Origin of the sequence: Pseudomonas sp. efr-133-TYG-23 (assembly GCF_030209215.1) — a bacterium.
Taxonomy (GTDB): domain Bacteria; phylum Pseudomonadota; class Gammaproteobacteria; order Pseudomonadales; family Pseudomonadaceae; genus Aquipseudomonas; species Aquipseudomonas rhodesiae.
Genome location: NZ_JARVSL010000027.1, coordinates 100,287 through 119,789 on the forward strand (window position 1 = coordinate 100,287; position 19,503 = coordinate 119,789).

Genomic DNA, 19,503 nt, shown 5'->3' on the forward strand with positions numbered 1-19,503 from the left:
GAGGATGACAAGGAAGGCACGCAACATCGGCAAGGACGCCATCACAGCGATGGCAGGGATGCCAGGCAATACCGGCAAGGATGCCGACGCTCTTTAGTGACACCGCTTTACAAGAAACAGGCAGCGATGAACCGGCCTTAACGGTTCAGAGGGTTGGCAACTGACCCGGGTGTGCAGCGTAAAGCACCAGAAGCAGTTATCCGGCAGACAGGGATCGTGGTCGGAAAAACATTGAGGAAAGAACCGTACCGCGCCAGTAGCGCCGAAGGTTCGAGGACAGCATTACTGAAAAGCCCGGGCAACCGGGCTTTTTGGAATGCCTACCTATAAATGGATTTACCCGGAAAACCGGCATTCAGCCGGCATTGCTCAGCCAGGAGGCGTGACATGACAAACGAGCAGCAAGCGTTAGCGGAAATGCCTATCTGGCTGGTGATTGCACTGGCCTTGATCGGCGGGGTATCCGGCGAAATGTGGCGCGCCGACAAGGAGGGCGCCCGCGGTTGGTCGTTGATCCGGCGCCTGGCCTTGAGGTCTGGCGCGTGCATGGTGTGCGGGGTTTCGGCCCTGATGCTGTGTTACGCCGCCGGCATGTCGATCTGGACAGCCGGTGCCATCGGCTGCCTCACCGCCATGGCGGGGGCCGACGTAGCCATCGGTCTTTATGAACGCTGGGCGGCCAAGCGTATCGGGGTCAACCAGACACCGACTTCGCGGCCCGATCAGCAGTAATTGCTGCAAGGACGCGACCCTATGACACTTATCGAAAAACCTTCCCAACTGCCCATCGCGATCGCAGAAATGCTCAAGCTGGCGTTCCCGCACCTGCGGGTGGGCAATCACCAGGATTTCAACGGCGCCACGGGTGCCAGCGGCATTTTGATCGGCGTGGAGCGTAACGGCCCCGGAATACGCGCCCTGGACGGGCGTAAGGCGCATGCCTTGTCGGTGTCTCTCAAAGTCACGGTTGCCAGCGGCGCGGCGCCCTTTGACGCCTGCGACTTGGCCAGCCAACTGATGGATCTGGCCCTGGACAACCGCTGGGGGCTGCCGGCCGAGCAATGCGACCTGCCCATGGCCATTGTGGCAGCACCCTCCGTTCTGGGCTCCAGCGAAACGGACTACGACACCTGGACGGTGGCCTTCAGCCAAACGCTCTATCTGGGGCCGCCGCTGCTCGAAGATCCTGCGGGTAAACCGCTGTTTGCCTGCACCTGGGAAGTCTCGAATATCGACGATCCCGATCAATATCGACCTCTGCAGGAGTAGACCATGTTCGACGCGTTACTACGCATGCAACTGGGGCCGATCATCGAGCGGCTGGCGCAAATGGAGGCCCAGCTCGAAGACTTGTACCGCCGCGCCGACAGTTTTTGTCGGATTGGCGTATGTGAGGAAGTCGATGCCGCCAGCCACACATGCAAGGTTCGGCATGGCGATTTGCTCACCCCGGCCATTCATTTTTTCAACCCCAGCGCCGGTGCGCAGACGGAAACCCGCATCCCATCTGTGGGCGAGCAATGCCTGCTGCTCAACTATGCCGGTGGGGAAGGGGGGACGCAGTCCGTGGCCCTGTTCGGCCTCAACAGTAGTCAGTTTCCGCCTGTCTCCCGTGTGGCGACGTTGACGCGTCGCCTTTATCAGGACGGGACGCAAAGCGATTACGACGATGCCACTCACCTGTTCAATTGGCGCAACGGGCCCACCACCGTCACGGGCTCACGGGAGCAGGTCGTCGCCCAGATCGGTGGCGCCAGCCTGGTGCTGACGGCCGACAGCATCGCCCTGCAATTGGGGGCTACCGGCCTGCGGCTGGATGCCGGCGGGGTGCATTTAAGTGGCCCGGTGGTGGATCACCAGGGCCGTGTGATCAGCAGCGCATAAGGATTTGCCATGCTCGGAATCGATAGAAACACCGGGGCAGCCGTGGATGACTGGCTGCAGTTCGTACAGCGCGCCACCCGAGCGCTGACCACTCCCATAGGCACTCGCCAGAAGCGCCCGCTGTACGGCTCGATGATCCCGCAACTGCTTGGTCAGAACCTGGGCGACGACCTGCTGATCCTCGCCCAGAGCCATGCCGCGCAGGCGTTCTACAACACCCAGAATGGCATCGCCGATTTTCAACCCGAGGTCATCGTCGCTACGCGGCAAGGCGCTGGTTTGTTGCTGCGTTTTGCCGGCACCTGGAAAAACCGTCAACAAACCTTCGAGGTCGTGACATGAGCATGTTGATCCCCGGCCAGAACCAACTGGCGGAGCCGGCGCTTATCGCCGTGGAGGCGTTCGAGCCATTGTTGGCGGAATTCAAGGCGTTCGTCACCGATTACGTGGCCACCCGTGCGCCGCAAAGCGCGCCCAAACTCAAGGCCAGTCTGGACAATGAAAGCGAATTATTGACCCTGGCCCTGGAAGCGTTTTGCGTGCGCCTGCAAACCCATGAACGCAAGTACAACGCCCGTATCAAGCAGATGCTGGCGTGGTGGGCAACCGGCAGCAACTTGGATGCACGCCTTGCCGACATGGGGCTGGAGCGCCAAGTGCTCGACCCTGGCGACCCGGCCGCATTCCCGCCGATACCACCCATTCTGGAAAGCGACGACGATGCCCGTCTGCGCTACTACCTGGCACCCCATGCACCGGCGGCAGGCTCGCGGATGCAGTATCGACGCGAGGTCTTCACCCTGGGTGAACGGCCGTCGGTCAAGGTGCAGAGCGCCACTCCCGGCGTGGTTACCGTCAGCTACACCTTCGACCCGGACGGCTACGCGGCCCAAGTCAAGGATGGCAATGCGCGGCGCACCGCTCCAGGCGAAGTCATGGTCACGGTACTGTCAAGGGAGGGCGACGGCAGCGCATCCGCCGAATTGCTTGACGGCGTGCGACGACATTTCGCACGGCCGGATGTAAGGCCGGAAACCGATCTGGTCAGCGTGCAGAGTGCGCAGATCCTGCCGTACAAAATCCGCGTCGTGGCCAAGATCAACGCCGGGCCGGATTCCGGGTTGACCCAAGTGGCGGCTCAACGCCTGCTGCAAACCTACGCCGACTCCTGCCATCGCCTCGAAGGACGCGTCGACCCCAGTTGGATCGACTACGCCATTCACAGTGCGGGCGCGGCGCAGTTGCAGATTCTCGAACCTCTGGAACCGATCATCACCACAGCCTTCCAGGCCCCTTATTGCACCGGTGTCGAGGTGGAGGTGCGCACGCTATGAGTGAAAGCAAAGCGAGCCTGTTGCCGGCCAATAGCTCAGCACTGGAGAAAGCCCTGGACCTGGGCTTCGGCACCCTGCTGGACCGCGTCGTACCGCCGTTTCCCGCGCTGATGAACCCGCTGCAAACCCCCGTCCAATTTCTGCCGTACCTGGCCGCCGACCGGGGTGTCAGCGAATGGAATACCCAAGCCAGCGAATCGGAAAAACGCCTGACCGTGGGGCTTTCCTGGCAGATCCAGCGTCAAGCGGGCACGCCCAAGGCGTTGATCCATGCGGTGGAGTCTTTGGGTTTTACGCCCAATATCAGCGCCTGGTATCAGCAGCGGCCGCTGGGCGTGCCGTACACCTTTGACGTGCAGGCAATTGTGGGGCGCAGTTGGTCCAGCGGTGACCACAACCGGCTGATTCGGCGTATCAACGCGGCCAAGAGCGAGCGTGATCAGGCCACCATCACCATTGTCCACGAGACCTTGGGCGGCCTTTCGATCAGCAGCGCGCTCGACCCGCCGTTGAGTGACAGTGAGTTTTCCCTGCGGGGCGCTCTACCCGAAACAGTGCTGGGCGCCCGGCTTACCCAAACCGGCGCAGCCCTGCACTACACCATTAACGACTACGACCTCAGGGCGCAGCCATGACAGATGACATTACGCGCCTGGTGCGCTTCACCGCCAAGGGATTGGATGAAGTGCTGCAGGCAAAGAACCAGGGTTTGAAAGGTGAAATCACCCACATTGGCGCCGGCACCGGCCGCTACAACCCGGACGGCAGCGAAGTGGCCTTGCGCGACGAACGCCAACGGGTCGCCATCGTGGATTACGAAGACCTGGGCAACCACCAACTCAGGATGGCCGCGCTGTTTGACGGCGACGGGGAATATGAAATTGGCGAGTTTGGCTTTTATCTCGCCAGTGGGACGCTGTTGGCGGTGTATTCCGTCGCAGGAAAGTTGCTGACGTATAAAGCGGCGGCGGCTCGGGTGCTGCAGAAGTTCACGCTGGATGTTTCGCCGTTGCCGGGGGATAGCGTGGTGATTTTAGTGGGGAGTGAAAATCTGAATGTGTTGTTGATCGATGAGTTGGCAGCGTTGTCCGCAGCCAGTGTAGACAACATGGCCAGAGGGGTAGGGCTCATGTTTCGAGTAATGAAACTCGAAAGTGTTGGGGGTGGCATCTAGTTTTGTCGGCTTTCTAAATTGAGAAGCTGTCCGGTCATTGTAAAAGATAAGGAGATCATATCTTGAGTACAGAACAACAACTGGCCGCCGTGGTCAGTGCAGCGAATAACCTTACCCAAGTTATCACCGGAAAGGTCGGAGAGATTGATAAAGCGATTGCTGAGGCACGACGTGCCTATGAAGCGCAATTGTTGGATCTTAAAAATCGCTTGCCAAGGCTAGCGGTGACTAAAAATTTCAATTTGTACCCCAGCGCCGACGGGAAATTGATTGATAACTGGGGTATTCATGGTGAAGTTACTTGCAACAAACTTCGTTCGATAACTACTACCTCTCAAGCCACGGGACGCCCGCAGGCGGATGTGGACTTCATGTTGCAGGTACAGGCGGACGTGCGTGAACAGTTTCCTGGATTTGATATCAGGGCCAGTGAGTACTGGCGAACTATCGTCAACGTGTGGCAGTTGAAATGGGCAACCGCCGATGTGAGTCCCTGGCTGGCTTTCCCCTATACCGTAGATACGGCGCTTGCAAATGGGACTGGCGCGGTGCCGCTTAACTCTTACATTACATTGGGGGCTTTTGTCCGCGTTGTAGAGGGGGCAATTGCTGGTGCTTGGAGCACAGGGGCAGAAAAAGGCAAATGGCGCTGGTGCTCTGCAGTTGTAGCACCCACCGAGCTCTTCGGTGCTTATTATCATCTGCACCCAATGCGTAACTCCGCCTCCGGGGTTGTCGAGGTGATGCTGGCAGGTGCATGCACGGGTGTTGTTACTAGTCCAGGTGACTGGGGAACTATGTTGGCGTTGAATTAAGGAGAAATTATGAAACCGATTTTTGTACCTGCTGAACTTCATCCGCTAATCAAGTGGCAGGTAATTCGTAGTGCTCGCGACCAGGATCTGGCTGCCAGCGATTATGCGGCTATGCCAGATTATCAAATGGAGGAGTCAAACAAGGCTGCGTTTTTAGCCTATCGCCAGGGCCTGCGAGATATCCCGGACCAAGGCAGCGACCCGGACGCGGTCGAGTGGCCCTCTAAACCCTCCTTTCTCAAATAACCTCACCGCGAAAGCGGTTTTTTTTCGCCTTCCCAAAGCCCCTCCTCAAGGGGCTTTGGCGTTCTCAACCGGAGAAACCCACCTATGCCTACCCGCCAAACCTACACCGTCCTCATCCCATTCCCTACCGGAGGCGGCCATTGGTCCACCGTTGGCCAGGAGCTGGAACTGCTGGACGTCGAAGCATCCGCCCTGCGCACCGCTGGCCGTCTGGAACTGACCAGCGTCCTTAACTCCACCCCGAAGAAGGCTGAATAACCATGGCTGAGGTTCTGAACTTCGAGCACAACGGTATCACCGTCAATGCCACCGAATCACCCGAGGCCATGGGTGGCCTGGGTGATAACGTCATCGGTCTGGTCGGCACCGCGCCGAACGCCCATGCGTCGATTCCAAAAAATGCGCCGTTTCGCATCAATAGCTTCACCACCCAGGCGCTGCTGGACACCACCGGTGCCGAGTCGGGCACGTTGTTCCACGCCGTCTACCAGATTCTCAAAGTGGTGAAGGTGCCGGTCTACGTGGTGATCGTCGAAGAGGGCGCCACTGCGGCCGATACGCTCAACAATGTGATCGGTGGTAACGACCCGGTCACCGGCCGCAAACTGGGCCTGGCCGCGCTCGCCAGCGTGCCTGAAGACCTGACCATCATCGGCGCCCCCGGCTTCACTGGCACCAAGGCCGTGGCCGGCGAGTTTGCCTCGTTCGGCAAGCGCATCAAGGCGCGTGTCGTGCTCGATGGCAAAGATGCCAGCGTCGCCGACCAAGTGGCCTATAGCGGCGAACTGGGCGGCGCCGACCTGGGTTTCGACCGCTGCCTGCTGGTGCACAACATGCCGTCGGTGTACTCCAAGGCGGCGAAGAAAAACGTGTTTCTGTCGCCGTCGTCTCTGGCGATCGCCGCGCTGGCCAAGGTCAAGCAGTGGGAGAGCCCGGGTAATCAGGTGACGTTCGCCGAGGACGTTTCCCGCGTGGTCGAGTACAACATCCTCGACACCTCCACCGAAGGCGACCTGCTCAACCGTTATGGCGTGAGCTACTACGCGCGCACCATCCTCGGCGGCTTTTCGTTGCTGGGTAACCGTTCCATCACCGGCAAATTCATCAGCTATGTCGGCCTGGAAGATGCCATCAGCCGCAAACTGGTCAAGGCCGGCCAGAAAGCCATGGCCAAGAACCTCACCAAGTCCTTCATGGATCAGGAGGTCAAGCGCATCAACGACTGGCTGCAAACCCTGGTCGCCGACGAAACCATTCCCGGCGCCAGCGTGTACCTGCACCCGGAGTTGAACAGTGTCGAAAAGTACAAAAACGGCACCTGGTTCATCGTCATCGACTATGGCCGCTACGCGCCCAACGAACACATGATTTATCAACTCAACGCCCGTGATGAAATCATCGAGCAGTTCCTGGAGGACGTTCTCTAATGTTTACCAACCGAGTCAGACAGGCCATTGCGGCCACCCTCCAAGGCCTGCCGTTGTCCGCGACGGTGGAAGAGTTCACTCCGCCGAAGATCGAGTTCGAGATGGAACCCATGTCCGGTGGGCGCTTTATCGCCGAGGAAATGGCCAAGAGCGGCAAGGTGCTCAATGCCACGCTGGTCCTCCAGGGTGCCGGTCCTGAAATCATGCTGGCGCTGGGCGTGCGCATGGGTGACGACATCCTGCTCAACGTACGTGAAGCCGGTCAGGACCAGGACGGCAAGACGTATTTCACCTACCACACCGTCGGCGGCAAGCTCAAATCCCTGGATGAAGCGAAGCTGAAGATGGGCGAGAAGGCGCTCACCACGCTGGAGTTGTCCTGCCGCACCTACAATCGTCTGGAAAACGGCATCCCGGTGATCGACATCGACGTGCGCACCCAGAAATTCGTGCTCAACGGCGTCGATATCCTGGGCGATGCGCGCCGCGCTGTGCTGATGCCTTAAACCCCTGGGGGCGGGTGCGCTCGCCCCTTGCTTGAACAAGGAATTGCCCCATGGCCTGGATGCCACCGCTGCATAGGTTGCTGTCTGCAATCACCGCCGACACCGGCGCGATGATCGAGCAGGTGCAACTCAAACCGCTGTACTACGCCGCGCAAAAAGACGCGCTGGCCCGGGCCGGTGACGACGAGGACGATCAGTTCTTTGAACTGGCGAAACTCGCCACCGGCCTGTCGGAAAAAGAACTCGACCAGCTCAAGCGCCCGGACTACGTGTCTATCGCTCAGTACGTACACGAGATGTCGACGCGACCTACTTCATTCTTTCTCAACGAACCTCAGCAGTCGTCCCACGATCAGCCCATCCAACTGCTATTGCCCCTGGATGCAGCCGGCCGAACCCTGAATGAACTGCCCCTGGAAATGCCCGCCCTGCGCGCCACCAAAGTGATGAAAAAACTCGCCACCAACAAAGAACGCGCCGAGTTCATCACTGCCCATTGCACCGGCTTGATGATCCCGGATCTCGCGGGGTTGACCGTGCCGGACTGGACGGAATTGCAGGAGCGCATCGACGATTTTTTAAATCAACCGGCGGACTTCTTTCGGAACGCGACATCGAGGTGATCCTCGATGTGGTGCCGCTGGTTTACTCGGTAAACGAAGCGGAAATTCTCGACTGGGACGCCGCAAAAGCACTGCGCCGCTACGACATTGCGATCACTCGCCTTGGGGTTAAACAGGAGTAAAGCGAGATGCAAGAGACTCAATATGCGACCCGGCTCGCGGTGCAAGACAACCGCTGGATGCTCGGTGACGCGGATCTGGGCAGTGTGCTCGCACCGTTCTCTGCAAGCTTGGCCGCGCCTGAACGCGAGGCTCCATCACCGCAATCGACGCTCAGCTCGGCGCTGGTTACCGTCAGCGTGGACCTGAATGCGTTGACCCTGGAGCAGGTACGGTTGCGCGAGACGCTGGAGACGCTCAACACGACGTTGTTCATCACCGGCGCTGCCGTGACCGCCCCGGCCCTGAGCCCCGCGACCAGTGAGACGAAGAAAACGCCGGAAGAAACAAAACCTGCCGAAACCTCCGCCACTCAATTGCTCAAGTGGGCAGTTGAAGGTTTGACGGATTCGTTCAGAACCAAGGTTTCAGACAAAGTGCTTGAAGCGACCCTGGGCAAAATCCCCGGCATCGGTGCGGTATTTCAGGGGGCCGGCAAGGGCGGTGACGCTTGCTGCTCGGGTGTCAGCGAGGCGCTGCGGGGGCCTAAGCGTTATGGGCCCAACAAGTCATCTGGGAAGAGAGGGCCAGGCAAGCCTACGTTCATGAAGTCAAGGCGCAGTCCCCCCCGAACCTCTTTGAGTTTCGTCGCCACGGTGCGCAGCCTCTTCGAGAAGGTAAGCAAGGTATTCGAAGGTCCGCGCCTGGGGTTCAATGCCTCGACGATTGCTCCACGCGCAGCGGCCCCTTCGAGCCTGGCTGGCGCCGCGATCCGACTGGAGTCATCCGTCGTGCGCAGGCTGGGCCCGCTGAAGTACGTCGACAGCGCGATGGCCGTCGTGCAAGGCGTGCGCCAAGGCGATGCCAAAGCCGTTGGCAGTGGCCTGAGCACCGCCGGTGGCGCCTGGGCTGGCGCATCGGCCGGGGCTGCACTTGGCACGCTGGTTTTTCCCGGTATCGGTACCGCCGTCGGTGGTGCAATCGGTGGCTTGCTGGGCAGCGAAGCGGGCAGTTGGCTCGGTGACAAACTGTTCAGTTCAAGTGATCGCCTGCCCGCGCCGAATGCCCTGAGCAAGGAACTCAACAGTGCTCGCACCGACAACGTCCAGGTCACGATCTCGCCGAGCATCCAGATCACTGGCGTCAACCCCGCCGATGCCCAGCAAGTGGTCAACCAAGTGCTCCAGGCCCTGCAATTCCAATGCATGCCCATGGTGACCGACTCCCTCGGCATTCGACGCAACGCGGCATTGGCCGACCCCGGAGGTGATTGATGCGACAACAGATGGTATTGGGCGATTTTATCTTTGGCCTCTCACGAGGTTTTGCCTACGCCACGCTCACCCACAGCAGTTACGGGGGCTGGAGCAACCTGGAAATCATTGCCAGCAAGCCGCAGTCCCGTCAGAGCGGTCAGGCTCTGGAGAAACTCACGTTCGGCGGCACGGCGATGTACGCCGTAGGTATGCAGCGCCTGGACGAATTGCGCGCCTTGCAGAATGCGCGGGCACCGCTGCCGCTGGTCGACGGGATCGGCCGGAACTGGGGGCTGTGGCGCATCAACGCCGTGGTGGAAAACCAAAGCCATGTGATCGACGACGGCACCGCCATGGTCATGTCTTGGAGCCTTGAATTGGAGGAGTTCGTCAATGCGTAGAGTGCGAAGTATTGCCGGGGATTCGGTCAACCTGCTGCTGTACCGCGAGTTGGGGCGCTGTGACGACGCTGCTGAAGAAACCCTCTGGCGCCTGAACCCCGAACTGGCCGAGCACGGGCCGGTATTGCCGGCGGGCGTGTGGGTGGTGGTGCCGGAGTTGCACGCCCGGCCAGCGGCATTGCGGTCGATTTCGGCCTGGGATTGAGGAGGCCATATGACACAGGGATTCACCCCGGTCGTTGAGTTCTACGGTGCCAATGCGGCATTGCTTAACCAACGGTTGATGCACTGGAGCCATACCGATGCCGCCGGTATCCAGACCGACCGGCTGGAACTCACGCTCAATACCGAGGGCCTGGAAGGGTTGCCGAGCTTGAGCGGCAAGATTGGTCTACGGGTCGGCTATCAGGAGTCGGGCCTGGTGGAGAAGGGCGAATTCGTCATCACACAGCGAACACCGGTGCTGTTTCCGATGCGCCTGATGATCGTCGCCACCGCCGCACCTTTCAGTGCTGCGGACCCCAGCCATTACCGGCAGCGCCGCTCCGCCAGTTACGGCCCCACCACCCTGGGCGCGCTGTTTCGTCAGTTAGTCAGCCGGCATGGCTATTCACCCCGGGTGGCACCGGCGCTGGAAGGCATTCCGATTCCCCATATCGATCAATCCAACGAAAGCGACATGGCGTTTATCACGCGCCTGGCCAATCGCTATAGCGCCGTCACAAAACCGATCAACGAACTGTATGTGTTGGCGGAAGCCGGCAAGGTCCACTCGCTTTCCGGGCAACCTCTGCCGGAGGTGACGTTATCCGTGACCCAGGACAACCGACCCGGTGACCAAGCGTTCATCACAGCCAGGCTCGACGAGCAATCGCGCTCTAAGTACATGGGGTGCCGTGTGACCTGGTGGGATGCGGCTGGGGGCAAACAGCACGTCGTGCAAGTCGGCATTGCGCCGTTCAAAACCTTGCGCCAACGCTGCCAGAACGAAGCCGAAGCCCGCGCTGTGGCCGAAGGCGAACTGCGGCGCGTGGGCCGTGAAGATTTGAAATTACAGATCGATTGTCCAGGCAACCCGCTGCTCGCCGCTGAAGGGTTGCTGCTGCTGGATCAGAGCTGGCCGTCCTATATGCAAGGGCGCTGGTCGATCACCCAAGTGACCCATGTGGGTGACCCGACGACGGGGTATCGCAGTTCGATTGTGGCGGGCGGGTTGTCGATCTAGACCTTCTTACAGAGTAGAAACCATGCTGATTACGCTTGCCCAGCTTGTCCACATCATGCCAGCAGCCCGCCTCGTAGCGGGTGTTTTTTTGCCCGCCATAAATGCTGCGATGGAACGGTACGCTATCGACACCCCCCAACGCATCGCTGCCTTTCTCGCTCAGATCGCTCACGAATCCGGCGAGCTGCAATACCTGCGCGAATTGGGCAGCCACCAATACCTGAGCAAATACGACACCGGCACCTTGGCTGCGCGCCTGGGCAATACGCCCGAAGCGGATGGTGACGGTCAGAAGTATCGGGGCAGGGGGCTCATCCAGGTTACCGGCCGTCGAAACTATATGACGTGCAGTCGGGCCCTATTCGGCGACGATCGCCTGTTGGCTCAGCCTGAACTGCTTGAGCAGCCCCGGTGGGCGTGTGAGTCGGCGGCTTGGTATTGGGCAAGCAATGGTCTGAACGCGTTGGCCGACAAGGATCAATTCACCACGATTACGCGCCGCATCAATGGTGGGCTCAATGGCCTGGAGCAGCGCATGCAGCTGTGGGCGCGGGCGAAGGCGGTGTTATGCGGTTCTTAACGTCCTACCGTTTGCTCGGCTATTTCCTGCTGATGGCGATGGCGGCGGGGCTGGCCTGGCAGGTGCAGGTCTGGCGGTTTGAGGCGCAGATCCAACGGTTGGCGGCGATACATGCCCGGGAGCTTGATCAACAACACCAGTTGGCCGTGCGTCAACAACAGGCCGAACACGACAAGCGACTGGCCCTGGAGCAGAAGCTCAGCGCCAACGATCAACAACACGCGCAGGAGTTAAGCGATGCACAACGTCATCAGGCTGCTTTGCGTGATCGCCTGGCCACTGCTGATGTGCGGTTGTCAGTCCTTCTCGACACCCGCGACCCCGCCAACGGTTGTGCAGTGCCAGCCCCCACCACCGCCAGCGGCCTGGTTCATGCAACCCCGCGAGCCCGACTTGACCCGGCGCATGCTCAGCGAATTATCGCCATCACCGACGACGGCGATAACGCCCTGATTGCCTTACGAGCGTGCCAGGCCTACGTGCGAACCATCGCCCGTTAGCATCTTGATGCAGCCGGTGGCTTGCGTGCGCGATCGGCTCCTGTAGGGTAGGCGAACGCCCGCCCACTCCAGGAGACGACCGTGAACGAGATCACTCAACTTGCCGCTGAACTGGGCCGCCGCCTGCAGGTGCTCAATGCACATGTCACCACGGCAGAGTCCTGTACCGGTGGCGGCATTGCCGAGGCTATTACGCGGATTCCCGGCAGTTCGGCCTGGTTCGAGGCCGGTTATGTCACCTACTCCAACCGGCAGAAGACTCGACAGTTGAATGTTCCCGACGAGCTGTTTGCCAAAGTAGGGGCCGTGAGTCAGGAAGTTGTGGAGGCGATGGTGCGCGGCGCCCAGGAGAAAAGCCTGGCGCGATTCGCCGTGGCGGTCAGCGGCGTGGCGGGGCCGGATGGTGGTTCGCCGGAAAAACCGGTGGGTACCGTTTGGCTGGCGTTCGGCGTGGGGGATGAGGTTACGGCGCAGCGCGAGCACTTCAAGGGCAACCGTGACGAGGTCCGCCGACAAACGGTCAAGGCCGCGCTAGAGGGCTTGTTGCGACGAGCTGCAGTAGAAATAGAAAAACAGGGGTAGGCGTTCTCCGATCTTTGTGGAACAATACTGTCTACTTATACAGGTGTTGGCCGTCAGGCCTTATTGATTACGTGAGGACTTTAATGGACGACAACAAGAAGAAAGCCTTGGCTGCGGCCCTGGGTCAGATCGAACGTCAATTCGGCAAGGGTGCCGTAATGCGTATGGGCGATCACGACCGTCAGGCGATCCCGGCTATTTCCACTGGCTCTCTGGGTCTGGACATCGCACTCGGCATTGGCGGCCTGCCCAAAGGCCGTATCGTTGAAATCTACGGTCCTGAATCTTCCGGTAAAACCACCCTGACTCTGTCGGTGATTGCCCAGGCTCAAAAAATGGGCGCCACCTGCGCGTTCGTCGATGCCGAACACGCCCTGGATCCAGAATACGCCGGCAAGCTGGGCGTCAACGTTGACGACCTGCTGGTTTCCCAGCCGGACACCGGTGAGCAGGCCCTGGAAATCACCGACATGCTGGTGCGCTCCAATGCCATCGACGTGATCGTGGTCGACTCCGTGGCGGCCCTGGTACCCAAGGCTGAAATCGAAGGCGAAATGGGTGACATGCACGTGGGCCTGCAAGCCCGTCTGATGTCCCAGGCGCTGCGTAAAATCACCGGTAACATCAAGAACGCCAACTGCCTGGTGATCTTCATCAACCAGATCCGTATGAAGATCGGTGTGATGTTCGGTAGCCCGGAAACCACCACAGGTGGTAACGCGTTGAAGTTCTACGCTTCGGTCCGTCTGGATATCCGCCGTACTGGCGCGGTGAAAGAAGGCGACGAGGTTGTCGGTAGCGAAACCCGTGTCAAAGTGGTGAAGAACAAGGTAGCTCCACCTTTCCGTCAGGCCGAATTCCAGATTCTCTACGGCAAGGGTATCTACCTGAACGGCGAGATGATCGACCTGGGCGTGTTGCACGGCTTCGTCGAGAAATCCGGGGCCTGGTATGCCTACAATGGCAGCAAGATCGGTCAAGGCAAGGCCAACTCGGCCAAGTTCCTGGCGGATAACCCGGACATCGCCGCTGCGCTTGAGAAGCAAATTCGCGACAAGCTGCTGACTGCCGCGCCAGACGTAAAAGCTGCCGCCAACCGTGAGCCGGTTGACGAGATGGAAGAAGCCGACACCGACATCTGAAGCAAACGATGACTGTTGTACTGGATACACTCGTCGCCGTTAGGCGCACTGCAATGGACCTGCTCGCTCGCCGCGAGCATGGTCGAGTCGAACTGACGCGTAAATTGCGCCAGCGCGGCGCAGAGCCCGAGATGATCGAAGCCGCCCTCGACCGTTTGACGGAGGAGGGCCTGCTTTCCGAATCCCGTTACCTGGAAAGTTTTGTTTCCTACCGAGCCCGGTCCGGCTATGGTCCTGCACGAATTCGCGAAGAACTGAGCCAGCGCGGTTTGCAGCGTAGCGATATCGATCTTGCTTTGCGTGAGTGCGGTATCAACTGGCAGTCGCAACTGGAGGATACCTGGCGTCGCAAGTTCTCTGGTCATCTGCCGATTGATGCCAAGGAGCGTGCGAAACAAGGTCGATTCCTGAGCTATCGCGGGTTTTCAATGGATATGATCAGCCGTTTGCTCAGCGGTCGAGAGATGGACGACTGAGTAACGCAGATTCGTTCCGGCGAACGGCTACATAACCCCTGGTCGTTTAATACGATCCCCCGATACACCCTAAAAGGCCCGCTATGAAAATAGCGGGCCTTTTCGCATTTCTGAATTCACGCTGGCTCTGGTGTCACTCGCTGCTGCGCCGTGCCCTGGGCATGGGCCCAGTTCTCTGGCAGGTTGATGTAGTCCACCAACTCTCGCAAACGGCCTTGATCTCGCCCGTTGAAATTGAACACCAATCGCGTCAAATGGCTGAATTTCGGCTCATCATGTTCCTCCCCGGTATAAGCCAGTTGCTGGAACTCGCCACTCAAACGCAGGCTGGCGAATTCAGTCTGCAGATGCGCCAAGGCCTGTTCGCTGAGCGGATGGTTCATGCGCATCACAAACTCCCGTTTGAGCCAGCGTGTGGAGTGGAAGTTGGCGTAGAACTGATTGATTTCGTCCACGGCCTCTTCAGCGCTGTACACCAACCGAACCAGCTTGAGATCGGTCGGCAGAATGTAGCGATTGGCCTCCAACTGGTTGCGGATAAAATCCAAAGCGCCTTGCCAGAACCCACCGCCGGGCGCATCCAGCAACACCACCGGCACCAGCGGGCTCTTGCCGGTCTGGATCAGCGTCAATACTTCCAGCGCTTCGTCCAGGGTGCCGAAACCGCCTGGGCATAACACCAGCGCATCGGCTTCTTTGACGAAGAACAATTTGCGGGTAAAGAAGAAGTGGAAGGACAGCAGGTTTTCAGTGCCATCGATGGTGGGGTTGGCGTGCTGTTCAAAAGGTAAGGTGATATTGAACCCCAGGCTGTGCTCCAGGCCAGCACCCTCATGTGCTGCGGCCATGATGCCGCCGCCACCGCCGGTGATCACCATCAGATCGGAGCGCGCCAAGGCGGCGCCCACCTCGCGAGCCAAGGCATATAACGGGCTTTCTACCGGAGTGCGTGCCGAGCCGAATACGGTGACCTTGCGTCGCCCCTTGAACTGTTCCAGAACCCGGAACGAGTGGTCCAATTCGCGGATGGCCTGTAGGGTTATTTTGGCGTTCCAACGGTCGCGGTCGTCTTGCGCCATGCGCAGCACGGTAAGGATCATGTCGCGATACAGGGGGCTATTCGGGCTGTTGGGGGCGATCTGCTGGAGCTGAGCTTCGACTTGCTGTGTAAGCTCGGGCCCGTGTTCTTCAAAATGTCGTATCAAGCTGTCATTCGGTTGGTAAGGCATTCAACGTCTCCTTCTTCACAGAGGTTGGGCCGGCGGCGAGTGTGATCGTCCGGCGGCCACGACACTGCATGTGTCGCTGCATGCCCTAGGCATTGCACCTGTTTGCCAGTCGGCAAAGCGCGCTCTGTATATTCCTTGTGATTTAAAAACCTTTGCACTGCAAGTTGCAGCAGGGCAACCCTCTTGTGCCTGGAAAATGTTACATGACGGCACGGAAACCGTTACGCGAGGGTGTTTGGGATGGCTCGATCATGGGCCGAAGAAGCCTTGGCTGGCAACCGCTTATTGGTTGATCAGAGGGACTTGGGCTGGCGCGGAACAATTGCAAACGGGGGAGTACGCGCCACGGGACCGCAGCGCGAGGATAAAGCCGAAATTACTTTTTCTTCTTCGTCGGGGCTGGGCAGTCCGCTTCTGCGAACTTCACCGATGCCACAGGGCGGTTGCTCTTGTTCTCGGTGATTTCATAGCGCATCACGGCGCCCTTGGCCATCAACTCGCGGTAGCCGGGGTTGGTGCAGACGCTGCGGCCCAATTGGAAGTAAACAGCCTTGGGGTTGGCGCGCATCTGTTCGGCACGGTCGGGCAGCACACTCAGGTGGTCGATCAGCTGCATACCTTCAACGGTGTAGGCCACTTCCAGGGTTTTTTCGTCGATTTCTCGCGGCAGGCCTTTATTGCTCTCGGCGGCAACGCTTTGCAGCTTCTTGTTCATTTGCGCCTCCAGCAGCGAGGCAGCGTGGGCGCCCATGGGCAAAACCAGCGCAAGCGCGACGGATGGGGCGACAAGACGCAGCATGGAACGCAGCATGAAATTCTCCTGATTCGGTTACAGGTGCATAGACCCGCCACTGCGCTGTGCGTTCAGTGGCGCGCGATTATAGGTGAGGCCTTGCCGCTACAGCCAGGCGTATCGCTGGTAAACTGCGGCCACTTCAACCGATCTTGAGTGACCCCGTGTCGATTTTCCCGTTTCTACGGCGCATGCGATGAGCCACGCCGTCTCCCGCCTACGCACTCAGCGCCTGGCGCGTGCCATCAAACCTTTCGTCAATCGCGGCTCCCGCGCTGAGCGTTGCCCCGGCTGCCGGGTCATTCCCGAATATTGCCTGTGCGCCTGGCGACCCAAGGTCGCAGCCAGGTCCGCCATGTGCCTGTTGATGCATGATGTTGAGCCGATGAAGCCCAGCAATACCGGCTGGCTGATCGCCGATGTGATAGATGACACCACGGCGTTCGCGTGGTCGCGTACCGAGGTCGATGCAGGGTTGCTCACCTTGTTGGCCGATCCGCAGTGGCAGCCCTATATCGTGTTTCCCGGCGAGTTCGTGGCGCCGGAGCGTGTCGTCAGTACCGTCACGGTGGCGCAGGGCAAGCGTCCGTTGTTCATCCTGCTGGACGGCACCTGGAGCGAGGCGCGCAAGATGTTCCGCAAGAGCCCTTACTTGGAGCATCTGCCGGTGTTGAGCCTGGCGCCTGAGCAACTGTCACGCTACAAACTGCGCCGCTCCAAACGCGATGATCACTTCTGCACCGCCGAAGTTGCGGCCCTGTGCCTGGAGTTGGCTGATGATGGGGCCGCCAGCGAAGTCTTGGACGCCTACCTTGATGTATTCAGTACCCACTACTTGGCGGCCAAATTTCAGCTGCCACTGGACCCGGCGGACCCTGTTCACGCACGTCTTGCTCCCTATATACCGGCGCTTTAGCCAGACGACGTTTGCATGATGGCACCTTATACCGGCAACCCGCTAAAATACCCACGGGCGTAGTGCTTGACCCCCCAGGCTACGCTGGGCATGCTGGGCGCCGTTTGAGGCGCCTGCATGGATTTTCGACGTTGTTTCACATCGAGCACGCCCTCTGGCGATGGCTGCCTGGCCAACGCCTTGTGTATTGGTGAACCCTGAACCCATCGGGGCTCCCATAAAAACAGGATCATTTAATCAATGGCCACATACGAAATCCTGATTGCCGACGATCACCCGCTGTTTCGCAGTGCACTGCGCCAAGCGGTGACGCTGGGCCTTGGGCCGGATGTCCGCCTGGTCGAAGTGGCCAGCATTGCTGAGCTGGAAACCCAGCTGACCGACAAAACCGACTGGGATCTTGTGCTGCTCGACCTGAACATGCCGGGCGCATACGGTTTCTCCGGGCTGGTGCTGCTACGCGGGCAGTACCCGCAGATTCCGGTGGTGATGGTCTCTGCCCAGGAAGAGGCCGATGTGGTGGTGCGCGCCAAGGAGTTTGGCGCCAGTGGGTTCATTCCCAAATCCAGCTCCATGGAGCAGATTCAAGCTGCGGTGCGTGCTGTTCTGGACGGTGATGTCTCGTGGCCCCCGCAAGCCTCGGAAACCATCAATGTCTCTGCCGAAGCCAAGGCCGCACAGGAAGGTCTCGCCAGTTTGACACCCCAGCAGTTCCGGGTATTGACCATGGTCTGCGAAGGTTTGCTGAATAAGCAAATTGCCTACGAGCTGAAAGTCTCGGAAGCGACCATCAAGGCCCATGTCACAGCGATTTTCCGCAAACTGAACGTGCGTACGCGCACCCAGGCGGCCTTGCTTTTGCAACAGCTTGAGTCAATTACGCAGCATTAAGCCGGTTTCGATTCACGCTTTTTTGACTTCGCGTGATCTAGTTTTCCCACTCCTTTGGTTCAGTTGCCTACATCTATGTCGCCTTTCAAGGGTCAAACCGGTATCAAACGTATCTTCAATGCTGGGGGATATTCCCTGGATGGCCTGCGCGCGGCATTCACCGGCGAGGCGGCATTCCGGCAGTTGGTGTTGCTCAATGTGATCCTGATCCCGTTGAGCTTTTTTCTGAGCGTCAGCCGCGTCGAGCGTGCCTTGCTGATCGCTGTGTGCCTGCTGGCGCTGATCGTCGAGCTGCTCAATTCGGCGGTGGAAGCGGCGATCGATCGCATCTCTCTGGACCGTCATCCCTTGTCGAAAAACGCCAAGGACATGGGCAGCGCCGCGCAATTCGTGGCCCTGACCATGATCACCCTGGTGTGGGCCGTCATCCTGATCTAAGCCTCAGGCAATGGTCGGCAGCACGATTTCGTCGCTGCGTTGCACGCCGGCCGTGAACGCGCGACAGAGTTCCAGGAACTCGCGCATCGCTGAGGTCTGGTATTTCTGCTTGTGCCAGATGAAGTAGAACTGCCGCATAAGGTCTAGATCCGGCGTTTCCACTGGCACCAGGCTGCCACGACGAAACGCATCGCGCAGCGCCAGCCGTGAGATGCAGCCAATGCCCAGCCCGGACTCCACCGCGCGCTTGATCGCCTCGGTGTGTTCCAGTTCGAGGCGGATATTCAGCGCGCTGCGGTGATGGCGCATGGCTTGGTCAAACGTCAGGCGCGTGCCTGAGCCTTGTTCACGCAGAATCCACGCCTCATGGGTCAACTCGTCCATGCTCGCCATGCCGCGTTTGGCCAGGGGGTGCTGCGGCGCGCAAAACACCACCAGTTCGTCTTCTACCCAAGTCTGCACCTCGATATCCGGGTGGCTGCAGTCGCCTTCGATTAGACCCAGGTCAATTTCGTAATGCGCGACTTGATGCACGATATGTGCAGTGTTTTGCACATGCAGTTTCACCTGACTCTCGGGGTGTTGCTGCATGAAGCTGCCGATCAGCAAGGTCGCCAGGTAGTTGCCGATGGTCAGGGTAGCGCCGACGGCCAGGGAACCGAAGCCAGACTTGCCGTTGAGCAGGTCTTCGATCTCCTTGGCCTGATCCAGCAGCGCCACCGCCTGGGGTAACAGTTGATGGCCGAGAGCGTTGAGGCTCAGGCGTTTACCGGCGCGGTCGAATAATTGGCAGCTGGATTGACGCTCCAGCTCCGTGATCGAAGTGCTGGCGGCGGATTGGGATAAGGCCAGCAGGCCAGCAGCGCGCGAAACGCTTTCCTGCTGGGCGACGGCGACGAAGACTTGCAGTTGACGGAGAGTAAATCGCATATCGATATAACCGATAACCCTTATCTTAATAATTCA

General features: G+C 59.5%; 29 protein-coding genes. 26 read left to right on the forward strand and 3 right to left on the reverse strand.

Features of this window, described 5'->3' with window-relative positions:
• Positions 1–387 precede the first annotated feature (387 nt).
• The 23 genes from QRN41_RS18260 (at position 388) to recX (ending at position 14,270) form a co-directional block, all read left to right on the forward strand.
• Positions 388–732 carry a phage holin family protein gene (locus QRN41_RS18260; protein ID WP_034096148.1) on the forward strand — a complete coding sequence of 115 codons (345 nt, stop codon included), beginning with the start codon at positions 388–390 and terminating at the stop codon, positions 730–732.
• A 21-nt stretch (positions 733–753) separates the two neighbouring features.
• The gene (locus tag QRN41_RS18265; RefSeq protein WP_167416397.1) at positions 754–1,269 is read left to right on the forward strand and encodes a hypothetical protein; all 516 of its coding nucleotides are present in this window, start codon (positions 754–756) and stop codon (positions 1,267–1,269) included.
• A gap of 3 nt (positions 1,270–1,272) precedes the next feature.
• Complete coding sequence (locus tag QRN41_RS18270) at positions 1,273–1,884, forward strand: phage baseplate assembly protein V (RefSeq protein WP_167416398.1); 612 nt, start codon at positions 1,273–1,275, stop codon at positions 1,882–1,884.
• A 9-nt stretch (positions 1,885–1,893) separates the two neighbouring features.
• Positions 1,894–2,226 carry a phage baseplate protein gene (locus QRN41_RS18275; protein WP_034137182.1) on the forward strand — a complete coding sequence of 111 codons (333 nt, stop codon included), beginning with the start codon at positions 1,894–1,896 and terminating at the stop codon, positions 2,224–2,226.
• Positions 2,223–3,218, forward strand: a complete 996-nt coding sequence (locus QRN41_RS18280; protein WP_285421956.1) for a baseplate J/gp47 family protein — start codon at positions 2,223–2,225, stop codon at positions 3,216–3,218. The genes QRN41_RS18275 and QRN41_RS18280 overlap by 4 nt, the downstream gene beginning before the upstream one ends.
• Entirely contained in the window at positions 3,215–3,853 is a 639-nt protein-coding gene (locus tag QRN41_RS18285; RefSeq protein WP_285421957.1) for a phage tail protein I, read from the forward strand. Before QRN41_RS18280 ends, QRN41_RS18285 begins: the two co-directional genes overlap by 4 nt.
• Positions 3,850–4,392 (forward strand): hypothetical protein, encoded by a 543-nt coding sequence (locus tag QRN41_RS18290; RefSeq protein ID WP_123480577.1) that lies wholly within the window; start codon positions 3,850–3,852, stop codon positions 4,390–4,392. The genes QRN41_RS18285 and QRN41_RS18290 overlap by 4 nt, the downstream gene beginning before the upstream one ends.
• A gap of 62 nt (positions 4,393–4,454) precedes the next feature.
• Entirely contained in the window at positions 4,455–5,207 is a 753-nt protein-coding gene (locus QRN41_RS18295; protein ID WP_169867412.1) for a hypothetical protein, read from the forward strand.
• A 9-nt stretch (positions 5,208–5,216) separates the two neighbouring features.
• Complete coding sequence (locus QRN41_RS18300) at positions 5,217–5,453, forward strand: tail fiber assembly protein (RefSeq protein WP_285421958.1); 237 nt, start codon at positions 5,217–5,219, stop codon at positions 5,451–5,453.
• A gap of 84 nt (positions 5,454–5,537) precedes the next feature.
• Positions 5,538–5,711, forward strand: a complete 174-nt coding sequence (locus tag QRN41_RS18305) for a hypothetical protein (RefSeq protein ID WP_167389876.1) — start codon at positions 5,538–5,540, stop codon at positions 5,709–5,711.
• A gap of 2 nt (positions 5,712–5,713) precedes the next feature.
• Positions 5,714–6,880, forward strand: a complete 1,167-nt coding sequence (locus QRN41_RS18310; protein ID WP_167416403.1) for a phage tail sheath protein — start codon at positions 5,714–5,716, stop codon at positions 6,878–6,880.
• The gene (locus tag QRN41_RS18315) at positions 6,880–7,386 is read left to right on the forward strand and encodes a phage major tail tube protein (protein WP_034137187.1); all 507 of its coding nucleotides are present in this window, start codon (positions 6,880–6,882) and stop codon (positions 7,384–7,386) included. The genes QRN41_RS18310 and QRN41_RS18315 overlap by 1 nt, the downstream gene beginning before the upstream one ends.
• A gap of 50 nt (positions 7,387–7,436) precedes the next feature.
• On the forward strand, positions 7,437–8,009 hold the full coding sequence (locus tag QRN41_RS18320; protein ID WP_285421959.1) for a phage tail assembly protein: 573 nt from the start codon (positions 7,437–7,439) through the stop codon (positions 8,007–8,009).
• A complete protein-coding gene (locus QRN41_RS18325) occupies positions 8,006–8,131 on the forward strand; it encodes a hypothetical protein (RefSeq protein ID WP_010212704.1) in 126 nt (41 codons plus the stop codon). Before QRN41_RS18320 ends, QRN41_RS18325 begins: the two co-directional genes overlap by 4 nt.
• Before the next feature lie 6 nt (positions 8,132–8,137).
• Positions 8,138–9,382, forward strand: coding sequence for a glycine zipper domain-containing protein (locus tag QRN41_RS18330; protein ID WP_285421960.1), 1,245 nt, complete (start codon positions 8,138–8,140; stop codon positions 9,380–9,382).
• Positions 9,382–9,765 carry a phage tail protein gene (locus QRN41_RS18335; RefSeq protein ID WP_034096160.1) on the forward strand — a complete coding sequence of 128 codons (384 nt, stop codon included), beginning with the start codon at positions 9,382–9,384 and terminating at the stop codon, positions 9,763–9,765. Before QRN41_RS18330 ends, QRN41_RS18335 begins: the two co-directional genes overlap by 1 nt.
• Complete coding sequence (locus QRN41_RS18340; RefSeq protein WP_285421961.1) at positions 9,758–9,970, forward strand: tail protein X; 213 nt, start codon at positions 9,758–9,760, stop codon at positions 9,968–9,970. Before QRN41_RS18335 ends, QRN41_RS18340 begins: the two co-directional genes overlap by 8 nt.
• Positions 9,971–9,979: 9 nt before the next feature.
• The gene (locus QRN41_RS18345; protein WP_285421962.1) at positions 9,980–10,990 is read left to right on the forward strand and encodes a contractile injection system protein, VgrG/Pvc8 family; all 1,011 of its coding nucleotides are present in this window, start codon (positions 9,980–9,982) and stop codon (positions 10,988–10,990) included.
• Positions 10,991–11,012: 22 nt separating this feature from the next.
• Complete coding sequence (locus tag QRN41_RS18350; RefSeq protein WP_285421963.1) at positions 11,013–11,570, forward strand: glycoside hydrolase family 19 protein; 558 nt, start codon at positions 11,013–11,015, stop codon at positions 11,568–11,570.
• Entirely contained in the window at positions 11,558–12,070 is a 513-nt protein-coding gene (locus QRN41_RS18355; RefSeq protein WP_285421964.1) for a lysis system i-spanin subunit Rz, read from the forward strand. Before QRN41_RS18350 ends, QRN41_RS18355 begins: the two co-directional genes overlap by 13 nt.
• Before the next feature lie 81 nt (positions 12,071–12,151).
• The gene (locus tag QRN41_RS18360) at positions 12,152–12,652 is read left to right on the forward strand and encodes a CinA family protein (protein ID WP_034096165.1); all 501 of its coding nucleotides are present in this window, start codon (positions 12,152–12,154) and stop codon (positions 12,650–12,652) included.
• Between the two features lie 83 nt (positions 12,653–12,735).
• Entirely contained in the window at positions 12,736–13,794 is a 1,059-nt protein-coding gene (gene recA / locus QRN41_RS18365) for a recombinase RecA (RefSeq protein ID WP_034096166.1), read from the forward strand.
• Positions 13,795–13,802: 8 nt separating this feature from the next.
• Complete coding sequence (gene recX / locus QRN41_RS18370; protein WP_167416410.1) at positions 13,803–14,270, forward strand: recombination regulator RecX; 468 nt, start codon at positions 13,803–13,805, stop codon at positions 14,268–14,270.
• A 116-nt stretch (positions 14,271–14,386) separates the two neighbouring features.
• Here the strand turns inward: recX and QRN41_RS18375 are convergent, their stop codons facing one another.
• The gene (locus QRN41_RS18375) at positions 14,387–15,499 is read right to left on the reverse strand and encodes an LOG family protein (protein WP_034137195.1); all 1,113 of its coding nucleotides are present in this window, start codon (positions 15,497–15,499) and stop codon (positions 14,387–14,389) included.
• A gap of 376 nt (positions 15,500–15,875) precedes the next feature.
• Complete coding sequence (locus QRN41_RS18380) at positions 15,876–16,310, reverse strand: PA3611 family quorum-sensing-regulated virulence factor (protein ID WP_034096169.1); 435 nt, start codon at positions 16,308–16,310, stop codon at positions 15,876–15,878.
• Positions 16,311–16,488: 178 nt separating this feature from the next.
• Here QRN41_RS18380 and QRN41_RS18385 point away from each other — a divergent pair, with 178 nt between their 5' ends.
• The 3 genes from QRN41_RS18385 to QRN41_RS18395 all read left to right on the forward strand — a co-directional run bounded on the left by QRN41_RS18385 (position 16,489) and on the right by QRN41_RS18395 (position 18,537).
• The gene (locus QRN41_RS18385) at positions 16,489–17,208 is read left to right on the forward strand and encodes a tRNA-uridine aminocarboxypropyltransferase (RefSeq protein ID WP_167416411.1); all 720 of its coding nucleotides are present in this window, start codon (positions 16,489–16,491) and stop codon (positions 17,206–17,208) included.
• A gap of 240 nt (positions 17,209–17,448) precedes the next feature.
• Positions 17,449–18,099, forward strand: a complete 651-nt coding sequence (gene erdR / locus QRN41_RS18390) for a response regulator transcription factor ErdR (RefSeq protein WP_034137197.1) — start codon at positions 17,449–17,451, stop codon at positions 18,097–18,099.
• Positions 18,100–18,174: 75 nt separating this feature from the next.
• Positions 18,175–18,537 carry a diacylglycerol kinase gene (locus tag QRN41_RS18395; protein ID WP_034096172.1) on the forward strand — a complete coding sequence of 121 codons (363 nt, stop codon included), beginning with the start codon at positions 18,175–18,177 and terminating at the stop codon, positions 18,535–18,537.
• Between the two features lie 3 nt (positions 18,538–18,540).
• On the opposite strand, the gene QRN41_RS18400 is transcribed toward QRN41_RS18395, so the two are convergent.
• Positions 18,541–19,467: a LysR family transcriptional regulator gene (locus tag QRN41_RS18400; protein WP_034137198.1), complete on the reverse strand. Its 927-nt coding sequence runs from the start codon at positions 19,465–19,467 to the stop codon at positions 18,541–18,543.
• Positions 19,468–19,503: the final 36 nt, after the last annotated feature.

Excerpts from the sequence above, each read along its gene's own strand:
- QRN41_RS18320 (WP_285421959.1), top strand. The coding sequence starts at position 7,437 with ATGGCCTGGATGCCACCGCTGCATAGGTTGCTGTCTGCAATCACCGCC.
- QRN41_RS18270 (WP_167416398.1), top strand. The coding sequence starts at position 1,273 with ATGTTCGACGCGTTACTACGCATGCAACTGGGGCCGATCATCGAGCGG.
- QRN41_RS18345 (WP_285421962.1), top strand. The coding sequence starts at position 9,980 with ATGACACAGGGATTCACCCCGGTCGTTGAGTTCTACGGTGCCAATGCG.
- QRN41_RS18355 (WP_285421964.1), top strand. The coding sequence starts at position 11,558 with ATGCGGTTCTTAACGTCCTACCGTTTGCTCGGCTATTTCCTGCTGATG.
- QRN41_RS18265 (WP_167416397.1), top strand. The coding sequence starts at position 754 with ATGACACTTATCGAAAAACCTTCCCAACTGCCCATCGCGATCGCAGAA.
- QRN41_RS18375 (WP_034137195.1), bottom strand. The coding sequence starts at position 15,499 with ATGCCTTACCAACCGAATGACAGCTTGATACGACATTTTGAAGAACAC.
- QRN41_RS18400 (WP_034137198.1), bottom strand. The coding sequence starts at position 19,467 with ATGCGATTTACTCTCCGTCAACTGCAAGTCTTCGTCGCCGTCGCCCAG.
- QRN41_RS18380 (WP_034096169.1), bottom strand. The coding sequence starts at position 16,310 with ATGCTGCGTTCCATGCTGCGTCTTGTCGCCCCATCCGTCGCGCTTGCG.
- recA (WP_034096166.1), top strand. The coding sequence starts at position 12,736 with ATGGACGACAACAAGAAGAAAGCCTTGGCTGCGGCCCTGGGTCAGATC.
- QRN41_RS18260 (WP_034096148.1), top strand. The coding sequence starts at position 388 with ATGACAAACGAGCAGCAAGCGTTAGCGGAAATGCCTATCTGGCTGGTG.
- QRN41_RS18305 (WP_167389876.1), top strand. The coding sequence starts at position 5,538 with ATGCCTACCCGCCAAACCTACACCGTCCTCATCCCATTCCCTACCGGA.
- QRN41_RS18330 (WP_285421960.1), top strand. The coding sequence starts at position 8,138 with ATGCAAGAGACTCAATATGCGACCCGGCTCGCGGTGCAAGACAACCGC.
- erdR (WP_034137197.1), top strand. The coding sequence starts at position 17,449 with ATGGCCACATACGAAATCCTGATTGCCGACGATCACCCGCTGTTTCGC.
- QRN41_RS18340 (WP_285421961.1), top strand. The coding sequence starts at position 9,758 with ATGCGTAGAGTGCGAAGTATTGCCGGGGATTCGGTCAACCTGCTGCTG.
- QRN41_RS18350 (WP_285421963.1), top strand. The coding sequence starts at position 11,013 with ATGCTGATTACGCTTGCCCAGCTTGTCCACATCATGCCAGCAGCCCGC.
- recX (WP_167416410.1), top strand. The coding sequence starts at position 13,803 with ATGACTGTTGTACTGGATACACTCGTCGCCGTTAGGCGCACTGCAATG.
- QRN41_RS18285 (WP_285421957.1), top strand. The coding sequence starts at position 3,215 with ATGAGTGAAAGCAAAGCGAGCCTGTTGCCGGCCAATAGCTCAGCACTG.
- QRN41_RS18300 (WP_285421958.1), top strand. The coding sequence starts at position 5,217 with ATGAAACCGATTTTTGTACCTGCTGAACTTCATCCGCTAATCAAGTGG.
- QRN41_RS18335 (WP_034096160.1), top strand. The coding sequence starts at position 9,382 with ATGCGACAACAGATGGTATTGGGCGATTTTATCTTTGGCCTCTCACGA.
- QRN41_RS18275 (WP_034137182.1), top strand. The coding sequence starts at position 1,894 with ATGCTCGGAATCGATAGAAACACCGGGGCAGCCGTGGATGACTGGCTG.
- QRN41_RS18280 (WP_285421956.1), top strand. The coding sequence starts at position 2,223 with ATGAGCATGTTGATCCCCGGCCAGAACCAACTGGCGGAGCCGGCGCTT.
- QRN41_RS18290 (WP_123480577.1), top strand. The coding sequence starts at position 3,850 with ATGACAGATGACATTACGCGCCTGGTGCGCTTCACCGCCAAGGGATTG.
- QRN41_RS18395 (WP_034096172.1), top strand. The coding sequence starts at position 18,175 with ATGTCGCCTTTCAAGGGTCAAACCGGTATCAAACGTATCTTCAATGCT.
- QRN41_RS18310 (WP_167416403.1), top strand. The coding sequence starts at position 5,714 with ATGGCTGAGGTTCTGAACTTCGAGCACAACGGTATCACCGTCAATGCC.
- QRN41_RS18315 (WP_034137187.1), top strand. The coding sequence starts at position 6,880 with ATGTTTACCAACCGAGTCAGACAGGCCATTGCGGCCACCCTCCAAGGC.
- QRN41_RS18385 (WP_167416411.1), top strand. The coding sequence starts at position 16,489 with ATGAGCCACGCCGTCTCCCGCCTACGCACTCAGCGCCTGGCGCGTGCC.